At 73.4% G+C, this 25,825-nt stretch carries 29 protein-coding genes, 1 tRNA gene and 2 riboswitches; of the genes, 14 read left to right on the forward strand and 16 right to left on the reverse strand.

The window, feature by feature from the left end; translation table 11 throughout:
* The first annotated feature begins 626 nt into the window (after positions 1–626).
* Positions 627–722: riboswitch (glycine riboswitch) on the forward strand.
* Positions 723–726: 4 nt separating this feature from the next.
* A riboswitch (glycine riboswitch) is annotated at positions 727–815 on the forward strand.
* Between the two features lie 73 nt (positions 816–888).
* From gcvT to BKA00_RS20955, 4 genes are all read left to right on the forward strand, one after another.
* Positions 889–1,983, forward strand: coding sequence for a glycine cleavage system aminomethyltransferase GcvT (gene gcvT / locus BKA00_RS20940; RefSeq protein WP_185027473.1), 1,095 nt, complete (start codon positions 889–891; stop codon positions 1,981–1,983).
* Between the two features lie 56 nt (positions 1,984–2,039).
* Positions 2,040–2,429, forward strand: coding sequence for a glycine cleavage system protein GcvH (gene gcvH, locus BKA00_RS20945; RefSeq protein ID WP_185027475.1), 390 nt, complete (start codon positions 2,040–2,042; stop codon positions 2,427–2,429).
* Positions 2,426–3,682: a serine hydroxymethyltransferase gene (locus tag BKA00_RS20950; RefSeq protein ID WP_185027477.1), complete on the forward strand. Its 1,257-nt coding sequence runs from the start codon at positions 2,426–2,428 to the stop codon at positions 3,680–3,682. The genes gcvH and BKA00_RS20950 overlap by 4 nt, the downstream gene beginning before the upstream one ends.
* 69 nt (positions 3,683–3,751) lie before the next feature.
* Positions 3,752–5,125 carry an L-serine ammonia-lyase gene (locus BKA00_RS20955; protein ID WP_185027479.1) on the forward strand — a complete coding sequence of 458 codons (1,374 nt, stop codon included), beginning with the start codon at positions 3,752–3,754 and terminating at the stop codon, positions 5,123–5,125.
* Positions 5,126–5,132: 7 nt separating this feature from the next.
* Here the strand turns inward: BKA00_RS20955 and BKA00_RS20960 are convergent, their stop codons facing one another.
* Positions 5,133–5,594 (reverse strand): DUF1348 family protein, encoded by a 462-nt coding sequence (locus tag BKA00_RS20960; RefSeq protein ID WP_185034552.1) that lies wholly within the window; start codon positions 5,592–5,594, stop codon positions 5,133–5,135.
* A 124-nt stretch (positions 5,595–5,718) separates the two neighbouring features.
* Between BKA00_RS20960 and BKA00_RS20965 the strand changes: the two genes are divergently transcribed.
* Positions 5,719–6,294, forward strand: a complete 576-nt coding sequence (locus BKA00_RS20965) for a TetR/AcrR family transcriptional regulator (protein ID WP_185027481.1) — start codon at positions 5,719–5,721, stop codon at positions 6,292–6,294.
* Positions 6,295–6,423: 129 nt separating this feature from the next.
* Here the strand turns inward: BKA00_RS20965 and BKA00_RS20970 are convergent, their stop codons facing one another.
* The 5 genes from BKA00_RS20970 to BKA00_RS20990 form a co-directional block, all read right to left on the reverse strand.
* Positions 6,424–6,867, reverse strand: coding sequence for a winged helix-turn-helix transcriptional regulator (locus BKA00_RS20970; protein WP_185027483.1), 444 nt, complete (start codon positions 6,865–6,867; stop codon positions 6,424–6,426).
* 39 nt (positions 6,868–6,906) lie between these two features.
* Positions 6,907–8,070 (reverse strand): thiolase family protein, encoded by a 1,164-nt coding sequence (locus tag BKA00_RS20975; protein ID WP_185027485.1) that lies wholly within the window; start codon positions 8,068–8,070, stop codon positions 6,907–6,909.
* A gap of 378 nt (positions 8,071–8,448) precedes the next feature.
* Positions 8,449–8,610 carry a hypothetical protein gene (locus tag BKA00_RS20980; protein WP_179278653.1) on the reverse strand — a complete coding sequence of 54 codons (162 nt, stop codon included), beginning with the start codon at positions 8,608–8,610 and terminating at the stop codon, positions 8,449–8,451.
* A gap of 48 nt (positions 8,611–8,658) precedes the next feature.
* Complete coding sequence (locus BKA00_RS20985) at positions 8,659–9,330, reverse strand: response regulator (RefSeq protein ID WP_185027488.1); 672 nt, start codon at positions 9,328–9,330, stop codon at positions 8,659–8,661.
* Positions 9,327–11,015 carry a sensor histidine kinase gene (locus BKA00_RS20990; RefSeq protein WP_230299333.1) on the reverse strand — a complete coding sequence of 563 codons (1,689 nt, stop codon included), beginning with the start codon at positions 11,013–11,015 and terminating at the stop codon, positions 9,327–9,329. The genes BKA00_RS20985 and BKA00_RS20990 overlap by 4 nt, the downstream gene beginning before the upstream one ends.
* Positions 11,016–11,225: 210 nt before the next feature.
* Here BKA00_RS20990 and BKA00_RS20995 point away from each other — a divergent pair, with 210 nt between their 5' ends.
* Positions 11,226–11,477, forward strand: coding sequence for a hypothetical protein (locus BKA00_RS20995; RefSeq protein WP_185027491.1), 252 nt, complete (start codon positions 11,226–11,228; stop codon positions 11,475–11,477).
* A gap of 52 nt (positions 11,478–11,529) precedes the next feature.
* Here the strand turns inward: BKA00_RS20995 and BKA00_RS21000 are convergent, their stop codons facing one another.
* The 3 genes from BKA00_RS21000 to purU form a co-directional block, all read right to left on the reverse strand.
* Entirely contained in the window at positions 11,530–12,105 is a 576-nt protein-coding gene (locus BKA00_RS21000; RefSeq protein WP_185027493.1) for a hypothetical protein, read from the reverse strand.
* 84 nt (positions 12,106–12,189) lie between these two features.
* Positions 12,190–12,804: a DUF6286 domain-containing protein gene (locus tag BKA00_RS21005; RefSeq protein ID WP_185027495.1), complete on the reverse strand. Its 615-nt coding sequence runs from the start codon at positions 12,802–12,804 to the stop codon at positions 12,190–12,192.
* A 118-nt stretch (positions 12,805–12,922) separates the two neighbouring features.
* On the reverse strand, positions 12,923–13,783 hold the full coding sequence (purU, locus tag BKA00_RS21010) for a formyltetrahydrofolate deformylase (RefSeq protein WP_185027497.1): 861 nt from the start codon (positions 13,781–13,783) through the stop codon (positions 12,923–12,925).
* Between the two features lie 175 nt (positions 13,784–13,958).
* Between purU and BKA00_RS21015 the strand changes: the two genes are divergently transcribed.
* The 4 genes from BKA00_RS21015 to BKA00_RS21030 all read left to right on the forward strand — a co-directional run bounded on the left by BKA00_RS21015 (position 13,959) and on the right by BKA00_RS21030 (position 17,261).
* On the forward strand, positions 13,959–14,903 hold the full coding sequence (locus BKA00_RS21015) for a CE1 family esterase (RefSeq protein ID WP_185027499.1): 945 nt from the start codon (positions 13,959–13,961) through the stop codon (positions 14,901–14,903).
* Positions 14,904–14,945: 42 nt separating this feature from the next.
* Complete coding sequence (locus tag BKA00_RS21020; RefSeq protein ID WP_185034554.1) at positions 14,946–16,130, forward strand: amino acid deaminase/aldolase; 1,185 nt, start codon at positions 14,946–14,948, stop codon at positions 16,128–16,130.
* 95 nt (positions 16,131–16,225) lie between these two features.
* Positions 16,226–16,897: an SIMPL domain-containing protein gene (locus BKA00_RS21025; RefSeq protein WP_185027501.1), complete on the forward strand. Its 672-nt coding sequence runs from the start codon at positions 16,226–16,228 to the stop codon at positions 16,895–16,897.
* A gap of 46 nt (positions 16,898–16,943) precedes the next feature.
* A complete protein-coding gene (locus tag BKA00_RS21030) occupies positions 16,944–17,261 on the forward strand; it encodes an anti-sigma factor family protein (RefSeq protein WP_185027503.1) in 318 nt (105 codons plus the stop codon).
* Here the strand turns inward: BKA00_RS21030 and BKA00_RS21035 are convergent.
* A complete protein-coding gene (locus BKA00_RS21035; protein ID WP_185027505.1) occupies positions 17,212–17,520 on the reverse strand; it encodes a DUF3618 domain-containing protein in 309 nt (102 codons plus the stop codon). The two genes, BKA00_RS21030 and BKA00_RS21035, sit on opposite strands and share 50 nt — an antisense overlap.
* A gap of 153 nt (positions 17,521–17,673) precedes the next feature.
* Here BKA00_RS21035 and bcp point away from each other — a divergent pair, with 153 nt between their 5' ends.
* Positions 17,674–18,141 (forward strand): thioredoxin-dependent thiol peroxidase, encoded by a 468-nt coding sequence (gene bcp, locus BKA00_RS21040; protein WP_185027507.1) that lies wholly within the window; start codon positions 17,674–17,676, stop codon positions 18,139–18,141.
* 44 nt (positions 18,142–18,185) lie between these two features.
* Here bcp and BKA00_RS21045 read toward each other — a convergent pair.
* A tRNA-Leu gene (locus tag BKA00_RS21045) sits at positions 18,186–18,270 on the reverse strand.
* Positions 18,233–19,834, reverse strand: coding sequence for an MFS transporter (locus tag BKA00_RS21050; RefSeq protein ID WP_185027509.1), 1,602 nt, complete (start codon positions 19,832–19,834; stop codon positions 18,233–18,235). The genes BKA00_RS21045 and BKA00_RS21050 overlap by 38 nt, the downstream gene beginning before the upstream one ends.
* Before the next feature lie 41 nt (positions 19,835–19,875).
* Here BKA00_RS21050 and BKA00_RS21055 point away from each other — a divergent pair, with 41 nt between their 5' ends.
* From BKA00_RS21055 to BKA00_RS21065, 3 genes are all read left to right on the forward strand, one after another.
* Complete coding sequence (locus tag BKA00_RS21055; protein WP_185027511.1) at positions 19,876–20,490, forward strand: TetR/AcrR family transcriptional regulator; 615 nt, start codon at positions 19,876–19,878, stop codon at positions 20,488–20,490.
* Between the two features lie 399 nt (positions 20,491–20,889).
* Entirely contained in the window at positions 20,890–21,789 is a 900-nt protein-coding gene (locus tag BKA00_RS21060) for an MEDS domain-containing protein (protein WP_185027513.1), read from the forward strand.
* Positions 21,789–22,709 (forward strand): sensor histidine kinase, encoded by a 921-nt coding sequence (locus tag BKA00_RS21065; RefSeq protein ID WP_185027515.1) that lies wholly within the window; start codon positions 21,789–21,791, stop codon positions 22,707–22,709. Before BKA00_RS21060 ends, BKA00_RS21065 begins: the two co-directional genes overlap by 1 nt.
* Before the next feature lie 45 nt (positions 22,710–22,754).
* Here the strand turns inward: BKA00_RS21065 and rdgB are convergent, their stop codons facing one another.
* The 4 genes from rdgB to murI form a co-directional block, all read right to left on the reverse strand.
* Positions 22,755–23,369, reverse strand: a complete 615-nt coding sequence (gene rdgB / locus BKA00_RS21070) for an RdgB/HAM1 family non-canonical purine NTP pyrophosphatase (protein WP_185027517.1) — start codon at positions 23,367–23,369, stop codon at positions 22,755–22,757.
* Positions 23,366–24,085: a ribonuclease PH gene (gene rph / locus BKA00_RS21075; protein WP_185027519.1), complete on the reverse strand. Its 720-nt coding sequence runs from the start codon at positions 24,083–24,085 to the stop codon at positions 23,366–23,368. The genes rdgB and rph overlap by 4 nt, the downstream gene beginning before the upstream one ends.
* A gap of 77 nt (positions 24,086–24,162) precedes the next feature.
* Positions 24,163–24,912, reverse strand: coding sequence for an MBL fold metallo-hydrolase (locus BKA00_RS21080; RefSeq protein ID WP_185027521.1), 750 nt, complete (start codon positions 24,910–24,912; stop codon positions 24,163–24,165).
* 29 nt (positions 24,913–24,941) lie between these two features.
* Positions 24,942–25,781, reverse strand: coding sequence for a glutamate racemase (murI, locus tag BKA00_RS21085; protein WP_185027523.1), 840 nt, complete (start codon positions 25,779–25,781; stop codon positions 24,942–24,944).
* Positions 25,782–25,825 lie beyond the last annotated feature (44 nt).

Consider the following 25,825-nt stretch of genomic DNA (forward strand, 5'->3'; position numbering starts at 1 on the left):
GGCAGTCGAGGAAGGTGTTCCGGCACGGGCAAGCCCGCCATGTGAGATAGCGGCCCCGCCCAGGCGAATTGGGCGGGGCCGTTCGCGCGAAGAATACACATTACGGGCGTGACGAAACGGCCCCCGTCCCCGAGGAGGGGGACGGGGGGCGCCTGGTTCCGGTCGGGCTCGCCCGCCGGCGCAGGCCCAGCGACCCGCGGTAGGCGGCAGGCGTGTCCGATCGGCGGGCTTCTTGTTCGGCACGCCCACAACGCCGAAGGCGGCGAGGACCACGATTCCGATTGCGACCCGAAGCCCAACCACCGTCCCGAACTGCACCACGGGACACCGCCACGCCAGCACAGAGCGCAACGGTTCGAGACGACCCGCGCGAGAGGACCGGACGGGCGCGCTCAGCAGCAACCCGTCTAACGAGGCGACCTCAGCCGCCACCTCAGCCCGCGACGACCTCGACACTCGCGATCGCGTCCGAAGGCAGGTCCGAGCGAAGCAAGAATCTGATCGCGCAGCGAGCCGCAGGGCGAGCCGGAGCGATGCAGCGATCGCACGCGTTTTTTCAGGTCGGGGCCCCCAAGGCCCGACCTGAAAAAACGCAATGAACACTGCTAGCCTTCTTCGACAGCTGATGATCCCGTGCGGGAGAGTCCCTCGCAGCCGGTGGGGGACGCCGAAGGAGCAAATCCTCCCCGGAACCTCTCAGGCCAATGGACCGCACGGGCCAGGCGACCTCTGGAAAGCGGGGACCTCCGTCCCCCGCCGAAGGTGAAAGCCCGCCGTGCGCGGCGGGTGAAGCTCTCAGGCGCCGATGACAGAGGGGGAGGCACCGATACGCCCGGTGCGCGAGTGGGACGATGGACCATGCGCGCCCGTGACGAAGGAGCCGAGCCCATGTCCGCCGATCCGACCGCGAAGAAGACGCCGCTGCACGACGTCCATGAGGACCTCGGCGCGAATCTCGTCGACTTCGCCGGCTATCTGATGCCGCTGCGCTACGCGAGCGAGACCGCCGAGCACCAGGCCGTCCGCACGGGGGCGGGGCTGTTCGACCTGTCGCACATGGGGGAGATCTTCCTGTCGGGGCGGGGGGCGGGGGCCGCGCTGGACTTCGCGCTGGTCGGCAACCTGTCGCCGATGCCGGTGGGCAAGGCCCGCTACACGATGATCTGCGGGCACGACGGCGGCGTCCTGGACGACCTGATCGTCTACCGGCTCGCGGACGAGACGTGGATGGTGGTCGCGAACGCGGCGAACGCCGCCGTCGTCAGGGACGCGCTGGTCGAGCGCGCCGCGGGGTTCGAGGCGGCGGTGGACGACCGGTCGGACTCGTACGCGCTGATCGCTCTGCAGGGGCCGCGTTCGCAGGGGATTCTCGAAGGGTTCACGGACGCGCCGCTGGGGGACCTGAAGTACTACGCGATCCTGGCGGGGCGGGTCGCGGGCGTGGACGCGCTGGTCGCCCGCACCGGGTACACGGGTGAGGACGGGTTCGAGCTGTTCGTGGACGCGTCCGACGCGGTCCGGATGTGGGAGGCGCTCGCCGCGGTGGAGGGGGTCGTCCCGGCGGGGCTGTCGGCCCGGGACACGCTGCGCCTGGAGGCGGGGATGCCGCTGTACGGGAACGAGCTGACGGCGGAGACGACGCCGTTCGAGGCGGGCCTCGGCCGGGTGGTGAAGCTGGACAAGCCAGGCGATTTCGTGGGGAAGGGCGCGCTGGCGGCGCAGGCGCAGACCCCGCCGGGCCGTAGGCTCGTGGGACTGGTCGCGCGGGGGCGTCGCGCGCCCCGCAAGGGGTACCAGGTCGTCACGTCCGGCGGCGCGCCGTGCGGAATCGTGACGAGCGGCGCCCCGTCGCCCACACTGGGCACGCCGATCGCCATGGCGTACCTCGACAGCGGCGTCGAGGAGGCGGGCCTCGCCGTGGACGTCCGCGGCCGGCATGAGCCGGTGGACGTGGTGGCCCTGCCGTTCTACAAGCGTTCCTGAACAAGTTGTCCGGCGGTGTGGGGGCGCGCCCCCACAGTGGAAAGAGAGAAGTGATCGTGAGCGTTCCGGAGGAGCTCCGCTACAGCGAGGAGCACGAGTGGGTGTCGGGCCTCGGTGGCGAGGACGGCATCGTCACGGTCGGCATCACCGCGCACGCCGCCGACGCCCTCGGTGAGATCGTCTACATCGAGCTGCAGCCGTCGGAGGGCGACGCCGTGGAGGCGGGCGAGCCGTGCGGCGAGATCGAGTCGACCAAGTCGGTCAGCGACATCTACTCCCCCGTCAGCGGCGAGATCACCGCGGTCAACAGCGCGGTGGTGGACGAGCCGAAGGTCATCAACGACGACCCGTACGGCGAGGGCTGGATCTTCAAGGTGCGGATCTCGGAGGAGCCGGGCGACCTGCTCGACTCCGCCGCCTACGACAAGCTGATCGAGGAATCATGAGTGTGAACGACTCCCTCGCGACGGCCGATCCGGAGGTCGCCGAGGCCGTCGCCGCGGAGCTGCGCCGCCAGCAGGGCACCCTGGAGATGATCGCGTCGGAGAACTTCGCGCCCGTCTCGGTGCTGGAGGCGCAGGGGTCGGTTCTGACGAACAAGTACGCCGAGGGGTATCCGGGCCGCCGGTACTACGGCGGCTGCGAGTTCGTCGACGTCACCGAGCAGCTCGCGATCGACCGGGCGAAGGCGCTGTTCGGCGCCGAGCACGCGAACGTCCAGCCGCACAGCGGGGCGCAGGCCAACACGGCGGTCTACTTCGCGCTGCTCCAGCACGGCGACACGATCCTCGGCCTCGACCTCGCGCACGGCGGGCACCTCACGCACGGGATGCGGCTGAACTACTCCGGCAAGGTGCTGAACGTGGTGCCGTACCACGTCCGCGCCGAGGACGGCCTGGTCGACATGGACGAGGTGGCCTCGCTCGCGGCCGAGCACCGGCCGAAGATGATCGTGGCGGGGTGGTCGGCGTACCCGCGTCAGCTCGACTTCGTCGCGTTCCGGCGGATCGCCGACTCGGTCGGGGCGCTGCTCATGGTCGACATGGCGCACTTCGCGGGCTTGGTGGCGGCGGGGCTGCACCCCTCGCCCGTCCCGCACGCCGACATCGTGACGACCACGACGCACAAGACGCTCGGCGGTCCCCGCGGCGGGCTGATCCTCGCCCGCGAGGAGTACGCCAAGAAGATCAACTCGGCGGTTTTCCCCGGCATGCAGGGCGGCCCGCTGGAGCACGTGATCGCCGCGAAGGCCGTCGCCCTGAAGATCGCCGCGTCGGAGGAGTTCCGGGCCCGGCAGGCGGCGACGGTGGAGGGCGCGAAGCTGCTCGCCGAGCGCCTGCTCGCCGAGGACTCCGCCAAGGCCGGCGTCAAGGTGCTGACCGGCGGGACGGACGTCCACCTCGTGCTGGTCGACCTGGTGGACTCCGAGCTCACCGGGCGCGACGCCGAGGACCGCCTGCACGACATCGGCATCACGGTCAACCGCAACGCGGTGCCGAACGACCCGCGCCCGCCGATGGTGACGTCCGGCCTGCGGATCGGCACCCCGGCCCTCGCGACCCGCGGCTTCACCGCCGAGGACTTCGCCGAGGTCGCGGACGTGATCGCGCTGGCGCTGCAGCCGTCCTTCGACCGGGACGCGCTCGCGGCCCGGGTGAAGGCGCTGGCGGACAAGCACCCCCTGTACCCGAACCTGTGACGTTCCGGCGCCCCCTCCCCTCCTGGGGCTCCCCCTAGGGGGAGGGGGCGCGGCTACAACGAGGTAGCTATGGCCATCAGCGTTTTCGACCTGTTCAAGATCGGTATCGGTCCGTCGTCCTCCCACACGGGCGGCCCGATGGCCGCGGCGCACCGGTTCGCCCGGGGGCTCCGGCGCGACGGGCTGCTGGAGAAGACGGCGTCCGTCGCCGTCACCCTCTACGGGTCGCTCGGCCTCACCGGCAAGGGCCACGGCTCCGACAAGGCCGTCATCCTCGGCCTGGAGGGCGACAAGCCCGAGCTCGTCGACGTCGACGGGGTGGACGAGCGGCTCGCCGCCATCCGCGAGCGCGGGGCCCTGCGCCTGTTCGGCGACCATGACATCCCGTTCGTGGTCAACGAGCACCTGGTCTTCGAGCGCAAGGAGTCGCTGCCCGGCCACCCCAACGGGATGCGCTTCACGGCACTGGACGCCGCGGGCGAGGAGCTGCGCGCCAAGGTGTACTACTCCGTCGGCGGCGGCTTCATCCTGGACGAGAACGCTACGGGCGCCGACCGCATCAAGCCCGACGACACCGTCCTGCCGTACCCGTTCGACACGGCCGCCGAGCTGCTCGAACGCTGCCGGGAGACGGGCCTGTCGATCTCGGCGCTGATGCTGGAGAACGAGAAGGCGTTCGGCCGCGACTCCTCCGAGATCCATGACGGCCTGCTCGAGCTGTGGCAGGTCATGCGGGCCTGCGTGGCCCGCGGCTGCACCCGTGAGGGCCTCCTGCCGGGCGGGCTCAAGGTGCGCCGCCGCGCTCCCCAGCTGCACCGCCAGCTCTCCGTGGAGAAGGCGGCCGACCCGCTCCACGCGATGGACTGGATCACCCTGTTCGCCCTCGCCGTCAACGAGGAGAACGCCGCGGGCGGGCGCATCGTCACCGCCCCCACCAACGGCGCCGCGGGCATCATCCCGGCCGTCCTGCACTATTACGACCGGTTCATCCCCGGCCACGACGACGAGGGCGTGGTGCGGTTCCTGCTGACCGCCGGGGCGATCGGCGTGCTGTTCAAGCAGAACGCCTCGATCTCCGGCGCGGAGGTCGGCTGCCAGGGCGAGGTCGGTTCGGCCTGCTCGATGGCCGCCGCCGGGCTCACCGAGGTCCTCGGCGGCACCCCGGAGCAGGTGGAGAACGCCGCGGAGATCGGGATCGAGCACAACCTCGGCCTGACCTGCGACCCCGTCGGCGGCCTGGTCCAGGTTCCCTGCATCGAGCGCAACGCCGTCGGCGCGGTCAAGGCCATCAGCGCCGCCCGGATCTCCCTGCGCGGCGACGGCCGCCACTTCGTCTCCCTCGACAAGGCCATCAAGACCATGCGCGACACCGGCCGCGACATGCTCGACAAGTACAAGGAGACCTCGCGCGGCGGCCTCGCCGTCAACGTCATCGAGTGCTGAGCGCCCGCTACCGGAGCGGGATGTCGATCCCGTGCTCGCCCGCGGGGCGCGGGCCGCGGATGCGCCGGTCGGCCTCGCCGATCGCCACGTCGTTGATGCTCGCCTCGCGCCGCCGCATCAGGCCGCGCTCGTCGAACTCCCACAGCTCGTTGCCGTAGCTGCGCCACCACTGCCCGCCGGCGTCGTGCCACTCGTACTGGAACCGGACGGCCATGCGGTTCTCGCGGAATCCCCACAGGCTCTTGCGGAGCGCGTAGTCGAGCTCCCGCTCCCACTTCGCCGTCAGGAACGCGATGATCTCCTCCCGCCCGGTGACGAACTGGTCCCGGTTCCGCCAGACGGAGTCCGGCGTGTAGGCGAGCGCCACCCGGTGCGGGTCGCGGGTGTTCCACGCGTCCTCGGCCGCCTGGACCTTCTGCTTCGCGGTCTCCATCGTGAACGGCGGGTAGGGCGGACGGTCCTCGGGCACGGCGTTTTCTCGGGACGGGGCGCTTTCTTCGGACACGGCGGCCTCCTCAGTTGAGAACGAGCGTTCTCCGTTGGTGCCGCTAAGGTAGGGAACGACCGTTCTCCACGTCAAGTCAGGAGCGCCGATGCCGGCCGCGATCACCGAGGAGCAGCAGGACCGGGACCGCCAGGGGCTGCTGGACGTCGCCGAGCGCCTCTTCTACCGGCAGGGCGTCCAGGCGGTGGGCATGGACGAGTTGCGGACCGCCTCCGGCCTGCCGCTCAAGCGCATCTACCGGCTCTTCCCGACGAAGGAGGCTCTCGTCGTCGCGATGCTGGACCGCCGCGACCGCCGCTGGCGCGCGAGCCTGGCGGCCCACCTGGACGCCGAACCCGACCCCCGGCGGCGCGTCCTCGCCCTGTTCGACTGGCTCGGCGCGTGGTTCGCCGAGCCCGGCTTCCGCGGCTGCGCCTGGGTGAACGCCCACGGGGAGCTCGGCTCGTCCTCCCCGGCGATCGCGGAGGCGGCGCGAGCACACAAGCGCGCCTTCCACGACCAGGTCCTCGCCCTGGTCTCCCCCGTCGACGCGTCCGCCGCCGAGCCCGTCCACCTGCTCGCCGAGGGCGCCATCGTCGTCGCCGGGATCCAGGGCGACCCCACCGCCGCCGCCCGCGCCCGAGCCGGCGCCGCGCTCCTCCTGGACCGGGCCGCCCGGAGTTGACCCCGCCGTTGGCGGCAGGGTTCCAGACTCTCGACGCTGGACCCGGGCGGCCGGGCGCCGCCCCGCCCCCCGCTGACGCCCCCCGGCCGCCTCCGCCGGGGCCACCCGCTTCCGCGGTGGCGGGCGGGGTCAGGGGCGGGCGCCTCGGCCGGTCGGGGAGTGCGCGCCCCGGCGGGCCTCGTTGCCGCAGTGGCGGCAGACGACCTGGGGGCTGACCATCTCGCCGCAGGAGTGCTGCCAGCGGACGGGCGGGTCGTCCGGGTGCAGGTGGCGGTCGCCCCAGACCATCAGCACGAGCAGGACGTCGCACAACTCCATGCCCGCGGGCGTGAGGCGGTACTCGTAGCGCACCGGGTGGTCGCTGTAGCGCTCGCGGCGGATGACGCCGCCCGCCTCCAGCTTGCGGAGGCGGGCGGTGAGGATGTCGCGGGACGCGCCGGTGTTGCGGACGATCTGGTCGAAGCGCCCCACCCCGTAGCTCAGCTCCCGGATCGCCAGCAGGCTCCAGCGCTCGCCGACCAGGTCGAGGGTGTCGGCGATCGAGCACTCGCGCGGATCGGCGTCCTTCGGCATACCGGGAAGCCTAGCCGCCGGACCTGCCCGGACCGCCCGTCAGAGCCGCTCCACGACGGTGGCGTTGGCCAGTCCGCCCGCCTCGCACATGGTCTGGAGGCCGAACCGCCCGCCGCGGTCCTCCAGGGCGTGCAGCAGGGTCGTCATGAGGCGGGCGCCGCTCGCGCCGAGGGGGTGGCCGATCGCGATCGCGCCGCCGCGCACGTTGACGCGCGCGAGGTCGGCGCCGGTCTCGCGCGCCCACGCGAGCACGACCGGAGCGAACGCCTCGTTCACCTCGAACAGGTCGATGTCGTCGAGGGCGAGGCCGCCGCGCTCCAGCACCTTCGCGGTCGCGGGGATGATCGCGGTGAGCATCAGCAGGGGGTCGTCGCCGGTCACGGCGAAGGAGTGGAAGCGGGCGCGCGGGCGCAGGCCGAGCCGCGCGGCGACGTCGGCGCCCATGACCAGCACGGCGGCGGCGCCGTCGTTGACCGGCGAGGCGTTGCCCGCGGTGATCTTCCAGCCGATCTCGGGGAACCGCTCGGCCATGCGCTCGTCGCGGTAGGCGGGCCTCAGCCCGGCGAGGATCTCCGGCGACGTCCCGGGGCGGACGGTCTCGTCCCGCTGCCCCGTCCAGGCGACCTCCCGGTCGAACTCGCCGTTCTTCCACGCCTCGGCGGCGCGCCGGTGGGACTCGGCGGCGTAGGCGTCGAGCGCCTCCCGCGACAGGTTCCAGCGGGCGGCGATCAACTCGGCGCTGATGCCCTGGCCGACGAGCCCGCCCGGGTAGCGCTCGGGGAGCAGCGTCCCGAACGGGTCGCTTCCCGGCAGGACGCTCGACCCCATCGGCACCCGCGACATCGACTCGACGCCGCACGCGATGGCGATGTCGTAGGCGCCGCTCTGCACGCCCTGCGCCGCGATGTGCAGGGCCTGCTGGGACGAGCCGCACTGCCGGTCGACCGTCATGGCGGGGACGCTCTCGGGGAACCCCGCGGCGAGGACGGCCGTGCGGGTGATGTTGAGCGCCTGGTCGCCGGCCTGAGTGACGACGCCGCCGATCACGTCGTCCACGCTCGCCGGGTCGACGCCCGCCCGCTCGACCAGGGACGCCAGCGTCCGCGCCAGCAGGTCGGCCGGGTGGTCGCCGTGCAGGGCCCCGTTGGCCCTGCCCTTGCCGAGCGGCGTGCGCACCGCCTCCACGATCACCGCGTCCCGCATGGACCCCACCTCCGTTGTGTTTTCCAACTCACTCCGCCAGTATCCGAGCGGCGCAGGGGGAGCACAATCCGCTTCCCCAGTGAGTTGGATAACACAACCAAGCAGGCGAAAAACCCGGGGGCCGCAGCCGATCGCCACCGCCCCCGGGTCTCGGGCCGCTCAGCGGGAGGGGCCCGTGCCGTGGTCCGTCGTTACCCTCCATGAGTCGAAGAGCCCCTCGGCAGAGCCGCCCGAATATCGTCGGTCGGACAAGCGTGCCTCCTCGATCTCCTCGACATCGCGTTCCCTTTGGACGTTAGCCCCATAAGCCGACATAGACCCAAAATGGGAGCCCAAGCCGTCGTCAAGCATCGGGGCCGCCCCTCCTGACGCGACCGTCTAGCCCTTGTACATCTCCCGCATCTTGCGCGCCGCGTCGCCCGGTTTGCGCTTCGGCCCCTTGCCCGTGGCCTCCTCGCCGCGGCGCGGCCGCTTCTCGCGCTCCGGTTCGGACTCCGCCTTGCCCGTGGGCTTCCCTGGCTTGCCAGGCTTGTCGTTCACGACAACTCCCCCGATGTCGTTCCAACTGTCGGTCCATAGGTACCCCGTCTAACGGGGATAGAAGCGCACCTCAGGACGCCCGACCTGGCCGTAGTGGGGCCGGCGGTCGGCCAGCCCGTTCTCCGCCAGGTACTCCAGATACCGGCGCGCGGTCACCCGGGAGACGCCGGTGAGGTCGGCGGCAGCGGCGGCGGACAGGCCGTCGGCGGCGGACGCCAGCACGCCGGTCACGACCTGGAGCGTCTCCCCGCTCATCCCCTTGGGCAGCGCATGGCGGTCGGGGGTGCGCAGAGTGGCGAGCATCCCGTCCACGTCCGCCTGACCGCTGACCTCCCCCGAGCCCACCGCCTGCTCCCGGAAGCGCGCGTACCGGACGAGCTTGTCGCGCAGCGACGCGAAGGTGAACGGTTTCAGCAGGTACTGGACGATGCCGACCGCCACGGCGGTGCGGATCACCGCGAGGTCCCGCGCGGACGTCACGGCGATGACGTCCACGTCCCGTCCCCCGGCGCGCAGCGCGCGGCAGACGGTGAGGCCGTGCGTGTCCGGGAGGTAGAAGTCCAGCAGGACGACGTCGACCTGCGTCCGCTCGCAGAACCGCAGCGCGTCCGCCCCCGAGTGCACGACCCCCGCGACGGTGAACCCGGCGACCCGCTCGACGTAGGTCCGGTGCGCCTCCGCCGCCACCGGGTCGTCCTCGACCACCAGCACTCTGATCACGGCCCACCGCCTCCGTGCCGGGCCCCGGCGGCCCGCCCCGGCAGGGGCAGCCGGACGGTGAACACGGCGCCGCGGCCGGGGCCGGCGGCGCTCACCCGCACGTCGCCTCCGTTGCGGCGGACGGCCTGGCCGACCAGGGCGAGGCCGAGGCCGTGCCCGACCGCGCCGCCGGACGTCTTCGTCGTCCAGCCGCGCCGGAACATCGCGGGTACGGCGGAGGGGTCCACGCCCGGTCCGCTGTCGGACACCTCCAGCACGAGCATCCCGTCCTCCTCCCGGGCGCCGACGCCGACCCGCGGCGGCCGGTCGGCGGCCCCCTCGATCGCCGCGTCGACCGCGTTGTCGATGAGGTTGCCGAGAATGGTGACCAGGTCGCGCGGCTCGATCGCGCCCTCGATCACGGTGTCCTCGCCGATCACGAGCTCCACACCGCGCTCCCCCGCCTCGGCGGACTTGCCGAGCAGCAGCGCGGCCAGCACCGGCTCGCCGACCGAGCCGACGACCCGGTCGGTGAGCCGCTGCGCGCTCGCCAGCTCGGCGGTCGCGAACTCCACGGCCTGCCCCGGGCGGCCCAGCTCCACCAGCGACACCACCGTGTGCAGGCGGTTCGCGGCCTCGTGCGCCTGCGAGCGCAGCGACTCGGCGAACCCGCGCACCGTGTCCAGCTCGCCCGTCAGCGCCTGCAACTCGGTGTGGTCCCGCAGGGTGACGACGTTCCCCATCATCCGGTCCCGCGACCGGACGGGTGAGGTGTTCACCACGAGCACCCGCGTGTCGCCCACATGGATCTCGTCCGACCGGCGCTCGTCCGACACCAGCGTCGCGACCAGCTCCTCCGGCAACCCCAGTTCGGCGACGTTCCGCCCCCGCGGCTCCGGCGCCCCCCGGCCCCGCTCCGCGGCGGACGGGAGGGAGCCGTCAGGGACGTCGAGGTCGAGGAGGTACCTGGCGGCGTCGTTGCAGAGGACGACGCGGCCCGTGCGGTCGAGGATGAGGAGGCCCTCGCGGACGGCGTGCAGGATCGCCTCGTAGTACTCGAACATGCCGCGCAGCTCGTCGGGGGCGGCGCCGCGGGTCTGGCGGCGCAGGCGGGCGGAGACGAGGTAACTGCCGGCCATCCCGGCGGCGAGGACGACCCCGGCGACCGCGCCGAGGGCCACCAGGCGGCGCCGGAGCTCCGCCGACATCGCCTTGACCGTGATGCCGACGGCGACCAGGGCCACCACGCGGCGGTCCTCGCCGAAGACGGGGGCGACGGTGCGCACGGACGGCCCGAGCGTGCCCGTGTAGGTCTCGGTGAACGTCCGGCCGGCGAGCGCGGGGGCGGTGTTGCCGACGAACGTCCCGCCGATGCGCGACGGGTTCGGATGCGTGTAGCGGATCCCCGCCGGACTCATGATCGTGATGAAGTCGACGCCGGTGTCGTGCCGGACGCGTTCGGCGTAGGGCTGCAGGAGGCGGCTCGGGGCCGGGTCGGCGAGCGCGGCCCGGACGGTCGGGGCGTCGGCGATGCTCGCCGCGACCGCCGACACCGTCTGGGTGGCGCTGTCGTCCACGGCCCGGCCGGAGTCGAGGAAGGCCAGCGCCGCGCCGGCCGCCACGAGGAGCCCGACGACCGCCGCCTGGAGCACGAGCAGCTGCCGGGCCAGGCTCCAGCGGCCCGGCGCCGCCCATCGAGGACGCACTCCCGCCCCTCCCCCTCGCCTCTCACCGTCACGGCACCGCATCCTGCCGTCACCGCACCTTGCCGTGAACGAAATGTACACAAGGGTGACCCCCGTCACAGAACCGCGCATAGTCGCGTGGGGACAGACTTCCAGCCTCTGCCTGACCTGCGAGCCCACCTCCAGAGCGGCGCCCACGGTGTGCATGCTCCGGCTCCAGCCGGAGGATGGGTGCCGCCGCGGGGCGGCGGCCCGCCCGCGGATCCGACCGGACGGGCGGGCGCCGCCCCTCGCACCGGCGCCGTCGCCACCGTGGTCATCGGCACGTGGACCCGGGAGTTCGACGCCGAAAGGGCCCGCGGCGTCCTCGCCGGCGAGGACCCGTTCAACGAGGACACCCCGCTGGACGACCACGGCCCGGCCGCCGAGCCGCCCGGCTCGCGGAAGGACCCGCTCACCGCGCCCGGCGGCGCGCCCGCCTAAGAACCCCGGGCGCCCGGCGCCGCCGTTCCCGCTCCGGCGCCGGGCGCCCGGTTCACGCGGACTCGGGCTGCGGACGGCGCCCGCGCGGGCGCCTGCGGGGCCGCTCGGCCTCCGGCCGGAAGCGGACCACCACCGGAAGGTCGGGCATGCCGACCGCGAGGCGGTACCGCTCGACCGGGCCCGCGCCCAGTTCGCCGTACACCTCGCCCACGAGGGCGTCGCCCGCGCAGGACACGTTCAGCCGCAGGCGCGGCCGGTCGGCCGTCCCCGTGAGGCGGGCGCGGGCGTCCTGGACGCCGGGCAGCCCGCGCGCGTCGCGGTGCAGGACGTCGGCGGCGGCGCGGGCCCGGGCGCGGGTCTCGGGGTCGAGGTCGGGCCACCGCTGGTGGACGACGGCTCGCACCTGCATGACCAGCCACAGCTGGCCGGCGAGCGCGAGCACCTCGGCGGCGCCCGCCGCGGCCGGCAGGAACCAGCCGGTCTCACGGGCGAAGCGCGCCAGCGCGGGGTCGAGCAGCGGCCGCCCCGACAGGGCGCCGAACGCGTCGAAGGCCCCGAGGCCGAGGGCGAGGCCGGACGCGCCGGCCAGCAGCAGCACCGCCCCGGTCACCGCGATCGCGAACCTCATCGTCAGTCCTTCCGTCGGCACCGTCGGTCCTTGCGCGGCACTGCCGGGCCTCCCGCGGGCACGGGCGGCCCTCCCGCCGGCATCTCAGTCCTTCCGCCAGCCGAGGCGGACGTCGACCGGCGGCCGGCGCATCGGCTCGATCCGGTCCAGGCGCGCGTCGACCGCGTCGTGGACGAGGTCGGCGAGGTTCGCCGGGTTGCGGTAGTGCGTGGCGGCCCGCACGAGCAGGCCCCGGCGGAAGAACCCGAGGCCCCGGACGCGGGCGCGCTCGATGCCGGGGACCTCCATCGCCGCGGCCGCGAGCGTGCGGCGCAGCGCGGCGCGGCCGATGACTCCCGCGAGCCGCGGATCGGCGCCCGCCAGCGGCACCCCGCGCAGCCGCCCGGGCAGCGCGGCCGCCATGAAGACCACCCCGAGAGCGGCCACCGCGCCCGACGCCGCGAGCACGTCCGGGTCGCTCCACGCGTGCCGCCGCAGGGCCTCCACCACCGGGGCGACGCCCGGCACCGGGTGGACGGCCGATCCGAGCGCCCCGGCGAGCAGCTCGATCGCGGCCGCCCCGCCGAACGCGGTCACCAGCAGCGCCGCGACGAGCCCGGCGAGCGCGCGGCGCGGCCGCAGCTCGCGGACGGCGAGCCGGCGCGCCAGCCGCCTGCCCTGCGCCTCCTCGATCAGCTCCTTGACCAGCGTCTCGGCCATAGCCACCCCCGTGAACCCTCGACACGTCCGGCTTCGTCACCCATGGTGCGCGAAAGTCACGCGGAGTGAAACACGCCATGCCGACATCTCACGCGTTCGCCGGTCAGGAAACCGCAGGTCAGCGGAAGACGACCGTCCGGTCGCCGTTGAGCAGCACGCGGTGCTCGGCGTGCCAGCGGACGGCGCGGGCGAGCGCGAGACACTCCACGTCGCGTCCCACGGCCACCAGCTCCTCCGGGCTGTGGGTGTGGTCGACGCGCGCGACCTCCTGCTCGATGATCGGCCCCTCGTCCAGGTCGGCGGTGACGTAGTGCGCGGTCGCGCCGATCAGCTTGACGCCGCGCGCGTGCGCCTGGTGGTAGGGGCGGGCGCCCTTGAAGCTCGGCAGGAACGAGTGGTGGATGTTGATGATCGCGCCGGGCAGCTTGGCGCAGAAGTCGTCGGACAGGATCTGCATGTACCGGGCGAGGACGACGAGGTCGGCGCGGTAGTGCTCGACCAGCGTCAGGATCTCGGCCTCCTGCGCGGCCTTGCCGCCCTGCCCGACCGGCAGGTGGTGGTAGTCGATCCCGTACGACTGGGTCAGCGGCCGCAGGTCGGGGTGGTTGGACGCGACCGCGACGATGTCGATGTCGAGCAGCCCGGACCGCGTCCGGTACAGCAGGTCGTTGAGGCAGTGCCCGCCCTTCGACACCATGATCAGCACGCGCGGGCGCTCGGCCAGCGGGTGCAGCCGCCACTCCAGCCCGAGCTCGGGCACCAGGGACGCGAAGGCGCCGCGCAGCTCGTCGGGGTCGGTGCCCGTGAGCGCCGCGAACTGCACCCGCATGAAGAAGGTGCCGGTCCCGCCGTCGCCGAACTGCTGGCTCTCGACGATGTTGCACCCGCGCTCGGCCAGCAGCCCCGAGACTGCGGCCACGATGCCGGGCCGGTCGGGGCAGGACAGGGTCAGCACGTACTCGTTCACGGGTTCGCTCACGGGTCTCATTCTCGCCTCGGCGCGGGAAGCGCCAGCTCAGGACGGTCCCTCCCGAGCTTACGCGGCGGCGTCCCCGCCCCGCCGCCGTACCGGCCGGTCGGTGCGGCCCGGAGGCCGCCGGCCTTGTCTACCGGTGAGTAGTTTGAAGCCCCGCCTTGGGGTTACCTTTGCCCCCATGCGGCGAATCGCGCTCGTGGCGCTGGCTGTCACCCTGGCCCTGGCGGGCTGCACCGACGAGACCGGCGGGAAGGGCGACGGGGGCGGCAAGGGCGGTCGCCGCCCCGCGACGGTCGACGGCGTCCCGACGTCGGAGGGCACGCACAAGCAGAAGCTCGACGTGGGGACGGTCGGGCACCGCGAGTACCTGCTCCACGTCCCCTCCAAGGTCGCGGGCGGGAAGTGGGAGGACGGCAGGCCGGCCGACAGGCCCGCGCTGGTCATCGCCCTGCACGGCGGCCTGGCCAACATGTCGAAGATGCAGGACCTGACCGGCTTCGACAAGCTGTCGGACGAGCACGGCTTCCTCGTCGCCTACCCCGACGGGTTCATGACCACGTGGAACGCGGGCGACTGCTGCGGCGCGGCGAAGGTCGGGAACGTCGACGACGTCGGGTTCCTCGGCAAGCTCATCGACAAGCTCACCGGCGCCGGGCTGGCCGACCCGAGGCGCGTCTACGTCACCGGGTTCTCCAACGGCGCCGGGATGGCGTACCGGATGGCCTGCGAGAAGCCGGGCAAGGTGGCCGCGATCGGGGTGGTCGAGGGCGCCCTGGTGACCAGGTGCGATCCGGGCCGCCCGGTATCGGCGATGATCTTCCATGGGACGGCGGACGGGAACGTGCCCTTCAACGGGGGCGGCGACCGCGACTTCAACGACAGGCGCCCGTTCCCGCCGGTCTCGGACGCGGTGGACTTCTGGCGCAGGGTGGCGGGCCTGCCCCAGCCGCGCGAGCGGGTGAAGGCGCTCAGCGGCGACACCCGGTGCGAGAGCACGGGCAAGGGCGAGCGCGGCGTCGCCGTGACCTTCTGCAGGATCGAGGGCGGGCGGCACCAGTGGCCGAAGGAGGCGAGCCCGATGCTGTGGAGCTTCTTCGCCGCCCATCCGCGCACCGGGACATGAGACCTTTTCATATTTTCCCGGTAGTGTGGCATCGTGACGAGCATGAACCTCCGGGACCGCTATGACACCGCGACCGCCGGACTAGAGGCGCCGTTCGCCGTCGTCGACCTCGCGGCCTTCCGCGCCAACGCCGCCGACCTCGTGCGCCGCGCCGCCGGCAAGCCCATCCGGGTCGCCAGCAAGTCCGTGCGCTGCCGGGCCCTCCTGGAGGACGTCCTCGCGATGGAGGGGTTCGCGGGAGTCATGGCGTTCACCCTCCCCGAGGCGCTCTGGCTGGCCGCCGAGGGCGTCAGCGACGACATCCTCGTCGCCTACCCCACGGCCGACCGCACCGCGATCGCCGCGCTCGCCGGCGACCCCCGCGCGGCCCGCGCCGTCACGCTGATGATCGACTCCCCCGAGCACCTCGACCTGATCGAGTCCGCCGCGGGCGACCGGCGCGTGCGGGTCTGCATCGACATCGACGCCTCGTACCGCACGCTCGGCGGCCGGGTGCGGATCGGCGCGCTGCGCTCCCCGCTGCACAGCGCCGCCGACGTCCGGGCGTTCGCCGAACTGGTCCTCAAGCGGCCCTCGCTCGACCTCGTCGGGCTGATGGCCTACGAGTCGCAGATCGCGGGCGTCGGCGACGTCCCGCCCGGCCGGCCCGCGCGGGGCCGCGTCATCCGCGCCATGCAGCGCCAGTCCCGGGCGGAGCTGGCCCGGCGCCGCGCGGCGATCGTCCGGGCCGTCCGGGGGCTGACCGAGCTGGAGTTCGTCAACGGCGGCGGCACCGGCAGCGTCGAGACGACGGCGGCCGAGCGCGCCGTCACCGAGGTCGCGGCCGGCTCCGGGCTCTACCAGCCGCACCTGTTCGACCAGTACTCCAACTTCACCGGACGGCCCGCCGCGCTGTTCGCGCTGCCCGTCGTCCGGCGCCCCGCGCCCGGCGTCGTCACGTGCCTCGGCGGCGGCTACCTGGCGTCCGGGCCCGCCGACGCCGTCCGCCTCCCCCAGCCCTACCTGCCGACGGGCCTGGCCTACAACGGCGACGAGGGCGCGGGCGAGGTGCAGACGCCGCTTCTCGGACGCGCCGCCGACCTGCTGTCGGTGGGCGACCGCGTCTGGTTCCGCCACACCAAGGCCGGCGAGCTGTGCGAACGCTTCGACGCACTGCACCTGATAGAAGACGCCCACCAGGTGAGAACGGTCCCGACCTACAGAGGCGAAGGCCGCACCTTCCTGTAGCTGGCCCCGTCGACTTGCGGCGTGTTGCCCTTATGAGGGAGCCGATAGGGGCAACACGCCGCAAGTCGACGCGGGGACGGGGTTAGGTTGGGGGCATGAGCGACGCTCCCATGATCAGTGTGCGTGGTGAGGCCGTGCTGGAGGCCCAGCCGGAGATCGCGCGGCTGTCGGTGCACGTCGAGTCGCAGGAGTCCGACCGGCGCGCGGCCCTCGACCGGCTCACCGAGCGGAACCAGCAGTGCCTCGACCTGGTCAAGTCCTTCGGCGAGGCCGTGGAGAAGCTGGAGACGGGCGGCCTGTCGATCACACCGCTGCTGAAGTACAGGCGGCGCGAGGGCGACATCCGCGCCTACCGCGGCACCGTCTGGATCAAGATCACGGTCAGCGACTTCGCGGTGCTGGGCGAGCTGGTCACCCGGCTCGGCGACCTGGAGCGCACCTACGTCACCGGGCCGGAGTGGGAGCTGCGGCCGGGCAGCGAGGTGTACCGGCGGGCCGCGCGGCAGGCGGCGAACGAGGCCGTCGAGCGGGCCCGCGGCTACGCCGAGGCGCTCGGGGCCCGGCTCACCGGCCTGGTGGAGCTGTCGGACGAGGGGCTCGGCCGCGACGGCGGCGCGGGCGGGCCGGTCGCGCTCGCCGCCGCCTACGGGCGCGCGCCGGGCGGCGCCGCCGAGGAGCCCGAGCCGATCGACCTGGAGCCGGAGACGCAGATCGTCCGCGCCACCGTCGAGGCCAGGTTCACCGCGACGGCCCCCGACCTCGGCTGACCCGCCCTCGCTGAACGGCCGGGCCGCCGCGCCCGTACTCCAGGACGTGGGAGGAACGGACTGCGGGGCGTACCGGATCGGCCTCGGCGTCTACGCCATCGGACGGCTCGCCGGCACCGAGGCGGACGCGCTGTCGGCGCACCTGAGCGGCTGCCCGCCGTGCCGGGACGAGCTCGCCCGGCTCCGCGGCGTCGCCGAGCTCCTCGCCCGCTCCGCCCGGCAGGGGAACGGCGCCGCCCCGCCGCGCCCGGGGCCCGTCCGGAAACGCGGAAGCGCCGGCCGCGGACCGCGGACCGGCGCCTCGGGGACGGGGCTCAGCGCTTCCTGCGCCTACGGCGCCGCAGGACCAGGGCGGTCACGATGACCGCCGCGCCCACGCCGGCGACCACCAGCCGCCTGTCGATCTGGGGGCCCTCGCCGTCGTCGTCCTCGGAGGGGCGCACCATCGCGCCGAGGGCCTTGGCGACCTGGTCGGCCTCCTCCTTCAGCCGCTCCGCGCCCCGCTGCGCGACGTTCCTCGGACTGACCCGGTCGGCGAGCTCGTCGATGGTGCGGGCCAGTTGCCGCCGGCTGCGCTCTATCTCCCGTTCCAGCGCCTCCGGGTCGCGGCTCTTGTCAGCCATGCCGTGTCCTTATCGTGTCGGGCGTACTCGCGCGGGCCGGGACCGTGCGAGCCGAGCGGTGATCCGCACAGTCTTGCAGGTCTTCCCGCCGGATGCCCGCCGCACCCCAGCCGGTACCGTTGGACCCACCATCCGAGCGAAAGGCGGGACAGGGTGTCCGAGCGGCTGCAGCCGGGCGATGTCGCCCCCGAGTTCGAGCTACCCGACGCCGACGACACCGCGGTGTCGCTGGCCTCGCTGCGCGGCAAGCGCGTGATCCTCTACTTCTACCCGGCGGCCATGACCCCCGGCTGCACCAAGGAGTCGGTCGACTTCGAGGGAAGCCTGCCCGAGCTGGAGGCCGCGGGCGTCGCCGTCGTCGGCGTCTCCCCCGACAAGCCGGCCAAGCTCGCCAAGTTCCGGGACAAGGAGGGGCTGACGTTCCCCCTCCTGTCCGACCCGGACGCGAAGGTCCTCCAGGCCTACGGCGCCTACGGGGAGAAGAAGCTGTACGGCAAGGTCGTCGTCGGGGTCATCCGGTCGACGTTCGTCATCGACGCCGACGGCAGGATCGAGAAGGCGTACTACAACGTGAAGGCGACGGGGCACGTGGAGCGCCTCCGCCGCGACCTCGGGCTGTAGGACCGCGCCGGCCCGCGCTCGGCGCGGGCCGGGTGCGGACCGGGTGCGGGCGGGGGGATTCGAACCCCCACGGTGTCGCCACCAACAGGACCTAAACCTGCCGCGTATACCTGATTTCGCCACGCCCGCCCGTGCCCTCGTCCGGGCTCCCGTTCGAGGGCGCGTTCAGCTTAGCGTCCTGATCGGCGGGCGCGGGGACGGATTCGGCGGCCTCCCGGCGGGGCGTCCGGTACAGGGCCGCGACGACGACCGCGGTGACGGCGAGCGCGACCGACGCGGTGAGGAACGCGGTCTGGAGCCCGTCGCTGAAGGCCGCCCGCGCGTGCTCGGCGGCCTGCGGGCCGAGCCGGACCGCCACCGCGACCGACGTCCTGGCCTGCTCGGCGGCCGGGCCCGGCAGGTTCCCGAGGTCGAGGTTCGCGCGGTAGGACGACTGCAGGAGGCTGCCGAGGACGGCGATGCCGAGCGCGCCGCCGAGCTCCCGGGCCAGGTCGTTCATCGCCGAGCCCACGCCCTGCTTCTCGGCGGGCAGCGCGTCGGTGATCGAGGCGGTGGACGGGGTCATGGCGAGGCCCATGCCGGCGCCGAACGGGACGAGGCCCGCGAGCAGCAGCCAGTAGGTGCTGCCCTCGTCCAGCAGCGAGAACACCAGCATCCCGACGCCGACCAGCAGCAGTCCGGCCGTGATGACGCGGCGCGTGCCGACCCTGGCGGCCAGCTTCGGCGCGACGACCCGGGCGGACGGCATCATCGCGAGCGCCATGGGCACCAGGCTGAGCGCGCCGACGAGCGCGCTGTCGCCCTTCACCAGCTGCAGGTACTGCAGGATGATGAAGACGAAGCCGAAGAAGGCGAAGAACTGCAGGGTGATCGTGAGGGAGCCGGCCGAGAACGCCCGGACGCGGAACAGCCGCGGGTCGAGCAGCGGGTTCGGCCGCTTCAGCTCCCACACCACGAACCCGGCGAGGACGACCAGGGCGGCGGCGATGCCGAGCAGCGTCCGCGCGGAGGCCCAGCCGTGCGTCGGCGCCTCGATGATCGAGTAGACACCGGCGCCGAGCCCGACCACGGTGATCAGCGCGCCGGTCAGGTCGAGTCTCGGCGCGTCGGGCTCGGCGGACTCGGGGACGACCGCGAGGGTCACGACCAGCGCGACCGCGGCGAGCACGACGTTCATCCAGAACACCGACCGCCAGGACCAGAACTCCAGCAGGGTCCCCGACACCAGAAGGCCGAAGATGGCGCTGGCCCCGGCGACGCCCGCCCAGGCGCCGACCGCGCGGGTGCGCTGCGCGGCCGGGAACGTCGAGGTGATCGTGGACAGCGTCGCCGGCATGACCAGGGCCGCGCCGACGCCGAGGACGCCGCGCATCGCGATCAGCCAGCCGGGGTCGCCGCCCAGCGCGGCCGCGGCCGAGCCGGCGCCGAACACCGCGAGCCCGACGGTGAGCGCGCGGCGCCGCCCGTAGCGGTCGCCGATCGCGCCGCCGAGCAGCAGCAGGGCCGCGAAGACCAGCGCGTAGGCGTCGATGATCCACGACAGCTCGGTGAGGCCGGCGCGGGTGTCGCGGGCGATGGACGGCACAGCCGTGTTGAGGGAGGCCACGGCCGACACCACCGTGGCGAGGGACAGCATCACGGCCGGCAGCACCGCTCGGTGGACGGTGCCGGGCCCCTGCTTGGAGGTGGTCATGCCTCGACCGTGGCCCCGGACCGGACTATATTTCAACCTTGATGAATAAATCCGGAGGCGGGCGGGGGCGGCGGCGCGGCGGCCCCGACACCCGCGAGGAGATCCTCGCGGTGGCGCGGAGGCGGTTCCTGGCCGACGGGTACGGGCCGGTCACGATGCGGTCCCTCGCCGCCGAGGCGGGCGTGGACGCCGCGCTGATCAGCTATTTCTTCGGCTCGAAGAAGGGCCTGTTCGGCGCGGTGCTCGGGCTGGTCTCCAACCCGCCCGAGGTGCTGGCGGGCGCGCTGCCCGGCGACCCCGCCGACCTGCCCGAACGCGTCCTGCGCGCGCTGGTCGCCGCGTGGGACGACCCCGAGGGCGGCAGGCCGCTGCTGCTCATGGTGCGCGCCGCCGTCCAGGACCCGGACCTGAGCCGGCTGGTGAGCGACCTGGTGGAACGCGAGATCGTCGGCCGCATCGCCGACCACCTGGGCGGCCCCGACGCCACCGCGCGGGCCGGGGCGTTGGGCGTCCAGCTCTCCGGGCTGATCTTCGCCCGCTACGTCCTCGCGGTGGAACCCGTCGCCTCGATGCCGCCCGATGAATTAATCCGGTACCTCTCCCCGGGCTTCCGCGCCGCCGTCCACGGCCCGCCGCGCCGGCCCCGGATGCGCTGACCGGTAGCGGACACGCCCCCGCCCGGATTGCGGACGGCACATCGGACGATTCGGACAGAGAATCTCAGCGCGCCGGGGGCGGGCGTGGCTTCCTGAGCCCGCGGCGTACTGCGCCCGGTGCGACGGCGAGGCGCTTCCCCCGAAGCCGGACGGCGGGCCGCCCGGCGACCGGTTCGGGCTCTGGGCGGTGCGGCTGCTGTGCTCCTTCGTCCAGATCCGGACGGGGCCGGAACGGCACCGCGGTGCGGCTGCTCTTCGCCCTGCCGGGCGCGACCACGACCAACGGCCGAGGTGTCCGTGGCCGTTCGGACGGAGCGTGAGGAACTCCATGCGTTGGGCTTCCAAAGGCACCGGACCGGCGTACGCTGAACAGATCCGCCTCACACCGATGGGCAGGCCATGGACACATCCTGGTTCGCCAAGCGCCCCGTCAGCGCACTCCGTCCCGGAGATCACGGCTGGCTGGCCTACACCAGTCAGGAGGAGCGCGACCGGGTCATCGGGCCCTTCGTCCGGGAGGGCCTGGAGACCACCGAGAAGGTCGTGTACGTCACCGACCTCCCGGCCGACCGGCTGCCCGGCCTCGGCCGGGGGCGACCGATCGACGTGGACGCCCTCGTCAGGTCGAGCCAGCTGCGGGTCATCACGCCGCGGGAGGCGTGCCTCGACCGCCGCGGCACGTTCGAGCCGGCCAAGATGGCCGACACCGTCGCCCGCGAGCTCGGCTCCGCGTTCGGGCAGGGCTTTCGCGCCATGCGCCTCACCACCGACCACAGCTGGCTGCTGAACGGCCCCGGCGCCGACCTCGGCCGCATGGTGGGCTGCGAGCACCGGGTCGGAGACACCGTCTCGCCGAGCACCATGGCGATGGCGATCTGCCAGGTCGACCGGCACGCGTGCCGGCCCGCCGAGCTCGCCGCCCTCCGCGACACACACGAGGTCCTCGTGGAAGTGAACCCCGAGTTCGACGACGGGATACTGAAGATCGTGCGCACGTTCGAGCCCGACGGGCTCCGCGTCGAGGGCGAGCTGGACGCCGCGCGGCACTCGGTGTTCGCCGACCAGCTCCTCCGGCTGCGGCCCGGCCGCATCCACCTCGACCTGTCCCGGCTGGGATTCATCGACCTCGGCGGGCTGCACCTGCTGGCCAAGCACGCCACCCGGCTGCCCGCCGACGCCGCCCTGATCCTGGACCACCTGTCGCCCGACCTCGAGAGCATCATCGACATGGTCGGCTGGCACCGGCTGCCCGGCCTCGCCCGCGGGCGGCGCCTCGCGGAGACGGAGGGCATCGCCTGATGGCACTGGAGCACAAGGCCTTCATGTACCGGGGCACCGAGGACTTCCTGTCCGTCACCGTCCCCTACCTCCGATCGGGCCTGGAGCGCGGGCAGGTCGTGATCGCCGTCGCCCGCGAGCCCAACCTGACCGCCCTGCGGGACGTGCTCGCCCCGCACGGCGGCGCGGTCACCTACTTCGACTCCGCCGTCTTCTACAAGCACCCCGTGCACACGCTGCGCGACTACCAGACCATCGTGAAGCAGAGCGCCCCGCGCACCGTCTGCGCGCTCGCCGAGCCGGTCTGGCAGGGGTGGGACGAGCGCCAGACGCTCGAATGGGTCCGCTACGAGTCCCTGATCAACGTGGTGTTCGGCGAGTCGGGGGCGCGTTCGCTGTGCCCCTACGACGCCGAGGGACTGCCGCCCCGCATCCTCGCCGAGGCGCGCCGCACCCATCCGCTCCTGCTCGCCCCGGGGCACGACGGCGCGAACGGCGACTACATCGACCCGGTGAGGTTCGGGTCCGGCTGCGACCGCCGGTTCAGCACCGACCGGCCCGCGGGCGCCGAGTACTTCTCCATCGACGGCGACGACCTGCACGCGCTGCGCGTGTTCGTCGGCGAGCGCGCCCTCCGGCACGGCCTGGCCAGGCAGAAGGCGCAGAACCTCGTCACCGCCGCCAACGAGGTCGCCGCGAACGCGCTCCAGCACGGCACCCCGCCGATCGGCCTGTGGACGTGGCGGGACGGCGCCGACCTCGTCTGCGAGATCGGCGACCACGGCTTCTGGCGCCCCGGGCCCGACCCGCTGACCGGCTTCATCCCGCCCGACTCCGCGCTCCAGCGCGGCTTCGGCCTGTGGACCGTCCGCCTCCTGGTCGACCTGATGGAACTGCGCGCCGGCTGGGACGGCACCTTCGTCCGCCTCCACTGCGCCTGACGGCCCCGGGCGCCCGGCGAGGGCCGCCGGGCGGGCGCGGGCGGGTCAGGTGAGGCCGGCGGCCCGGAGGGCGTCGGGGACTATCCCGGCGAGGGCGCGGAAGGCCCGGCCGCGGTGGCTGATGGCGTCCTTCTCCTCGGGCGCCAGCTCCGCGGTCGTGCGGGTCCCGCCGTCGGGGAGGAAGATCGGGTCGTAGCCGAAGCCGCCGGTGCCGCGCGGCTCCCGGATGACGGTGCCGTGCATCCGCCCCTCGACGCAGTGCTCGGCGCCGCCCGGGACGACCAGCGCGGCCGCGCACACGAACGACCCGCCGCGCCGGTCGTCGGCCACGTCGGCGAGCTGGTCGAGGACGAGCCGCAGGTTGGCGGCGTCCTGGTCGCCGGCGCCGAAACGCCCCGACCAGCGGGCCGACAGCACGCCGGGCATGCCGTTCAGCGCGTCCACGCACAGGCCGGAGTCGTCGGCGACGGCGGGCAGCCCCGTGAACGCGGCGATCGCGCGGGCCTTCAGCAGCGCGTTGCCCTCGAAGGTCAGCTCGGTCTCGGGCACGTCCGGGGCGCCGGGGAAGGCGTCGAGGCCGACGACGTCGAGATCGCCGAGGATGCGGCGCAGTTCGGCGACCTTGCCCCGGTTGCGGGTGGCGAGGACGATCCGGCTCATCGGCCGAGGGCCTCGTTCTGGATGCGGGTCAGCTCGGCGCAGCCGGCGGCGCCGAGGTCGAGCAGCGCGTCCAGCTCCGCCCGGTCGAACGGGGCGCCCTCCGCGGTGCCCTGCACCTCGACGAACCGGCCGTCGCCGGTGCAGACGACGTTCATGTCCGTCCCGGCGGCGGAGTCCTCCTCGTAGCAGAGGTCGAGGCGGGGCTCGCCGTCCACGACGCCGACGCTGACCGCCGAGACCGAGGTGATGAGGGGGTTCCCCCTGAGCAGGCGGCGCTCGCGCATCCAGCTCACCGCGTCGGCCAGCGCGACGTACGCGCCGGTGATCGCGGCGGTGCGGGTGCCGCCGTCGGCCTGAAGGACGTCGCAGTCGAGCTGGACGGTGTTCTCGCCGAGCGCCTTGAGGTCCAGGCACGCCCGGATCGACCGGCCGATCAGCCGGGAGATCTCGTGGGTGCGCCCGCCGATCCGGCCCTTCACCGACTCGCGGTCGTTGCGGGTGTTGGTCGCGCGCGGCAGCATCGCGTACTCGGCGGTGACCCAGCCGAGGCCGCTGTCGCGCCGCCAGCGGGGCACCGAGTCCTGCACCGAGGCGGCGCACAGCACCCGGGTCGCGCCGAACTCGACGAGCACCGACCCTTCCGCGTGGTCGAGCCATCCGCGCTGGATGCGGACGGGACGGAGCCGGTCGGGTGCGCGATCATCGGGGCGAGCCATGCGCCCACCCTAGCGGGCGGGCCCGCGCCGGATCCGGCCTACCGCCGGTGACGCCGCACTCACCGCGGAGGCGTCCCTCAGAACTCGTAGACGGCGCCGACCTCGGCCAGTTCGACCGGGCCGCGGAAGCCGCTGGCCTTCGCCTCCGAGAGCGTCTCGGACGGGTCGTTCCACGGCAGCAGGTGCGTCAGGACCAGCCGTCCGACCCCGGCCCGCTCGGCGTGCTCGCCGGCCTCCCGTCCCGTCAGGTGCATGTCAGGCGGCAGGTCCGGCCGGTCGGCGAACCCGGCCTCGCACAGGAACAGGTCGGAGTCGCGGGCCAGCCGCACCAGGTCGTCGCTGTGGCCGGTGTCGCCGGAGTAGGTCATGACGCTGCCCCCGTGCTCGATCCGCAGGCCGTACGCCTCGACCGGGTGGTTCATCAGCGCGGTGGTGACCGTGAACGGGCCGATGGGGACCGGCCCCGGTTCCAGCGGACGGAAGTCGAAGGTGGCGGTCATCTCCGGGTTCGGTTCCAGCTCGTACGCCTTGATCATGTGGTCCGCGGTGTCGCGGGGGCCGTAGACCGGGATGCGCGGCGCCGGGCCGTCCGGGCAGTACGTCCGCGCGATCCAGTACACGGTGAGGTCGAGGCAGTGGTCGGGATGCAGGTGCGAGATGCAGATGGCGTCGATGTCCAGCAGGCCGTGGAAGCGCTGGAGGCTTCCGATCGCGCCGTTGCCGATGTCGAGGAGCATGGAGAAGCCGTCCGCCTCGACCAGGTAGCTGGACGCGGGGCTGTCCGGCCCTGGGAAACTGCCGGAACAGCCGATCACAGTGACCCGCACGCTCACTCCTCCTCTGTGGTCCCGAGGAATCAGGTCGTCAAAGCCTTGCGCAACGTGCTCTCCACCGAACCGATCTCCGGCCCGAGGAAGCGGCGGCCGAGCTCGGCGAACACGGCGGGGTCGCCGGTGGCGCGGAACCGGTGCCGCGGCCGGGGCGTCGCCTCGGCGCGGGCCAGTCCCCGATCGTGCAGCACTCGGTACACGTCCTTGGCGGTCTCGTCGGCGCTTGAGACCAGTGTGACCCCGTCTCCGACCACATACGAGATGACGCCGGTCAGAAGGGGGTAGTGCGTGCATCCGAGGATCAGCGTGTCGCAGTCCGCGTCCACGATCGGGCGCAGGTAGCCGCGGGCGGCGTCGAGGAGGTCCTCGCCCATCGTCACGCCCGCCTCGACGAAGTCGACGAAGCGCGGGCAGGCGGCGCTGACCAGCTCGATGTGCGGCGCGGCGGCGAACGCGTCCTCGTAGGCGCGGCTGGTCACGGTGGCCTCGGTTGCGATCAGGCCGACCCGCCCGTTGGAGGTGGCGCGCGCCGCGCGCCGGGTCGCGGGGTTGATGACCTCCACGACCGGGACGTCGTAGCGCTCACGGGCGTCGCGCAGCATCGCCGAGCTGGCGCTGTTGCAGGCGATCACCAGCATCTTCACGCCCTCGTCGACCAGCTCGTCCAGCATCTCCAGCGCGAACGCGCGGACCTGCGCGATCGGGCGCGGACCGTACGGCTGGCGGGCCGAGTCGCCGAGGTAGACGATCGGCTCGTTCGGCAGCTGGTCGAGGATGGCGCGGGCCACCGTGAGGCCCCCGAAACCGCTGTCGAAGATCCCGATGGGCGCGTCTCGGAGGCCGTCCCCCCGGGATGGATCTGACATGGTGCACAAGGCTAGGCGACATGGCCCCGCCCGGGTGTGTCATG

Origin of the sequence: Actinomadura coerulea, assembly GCF_014208105.1 — a bacterium.
GTDB lineage: Bacteria > Actinomycetota > Actinomycetes > Streptosporangiales > Streptosporangiaceae > Spirillospora > Spirillospora coerulea.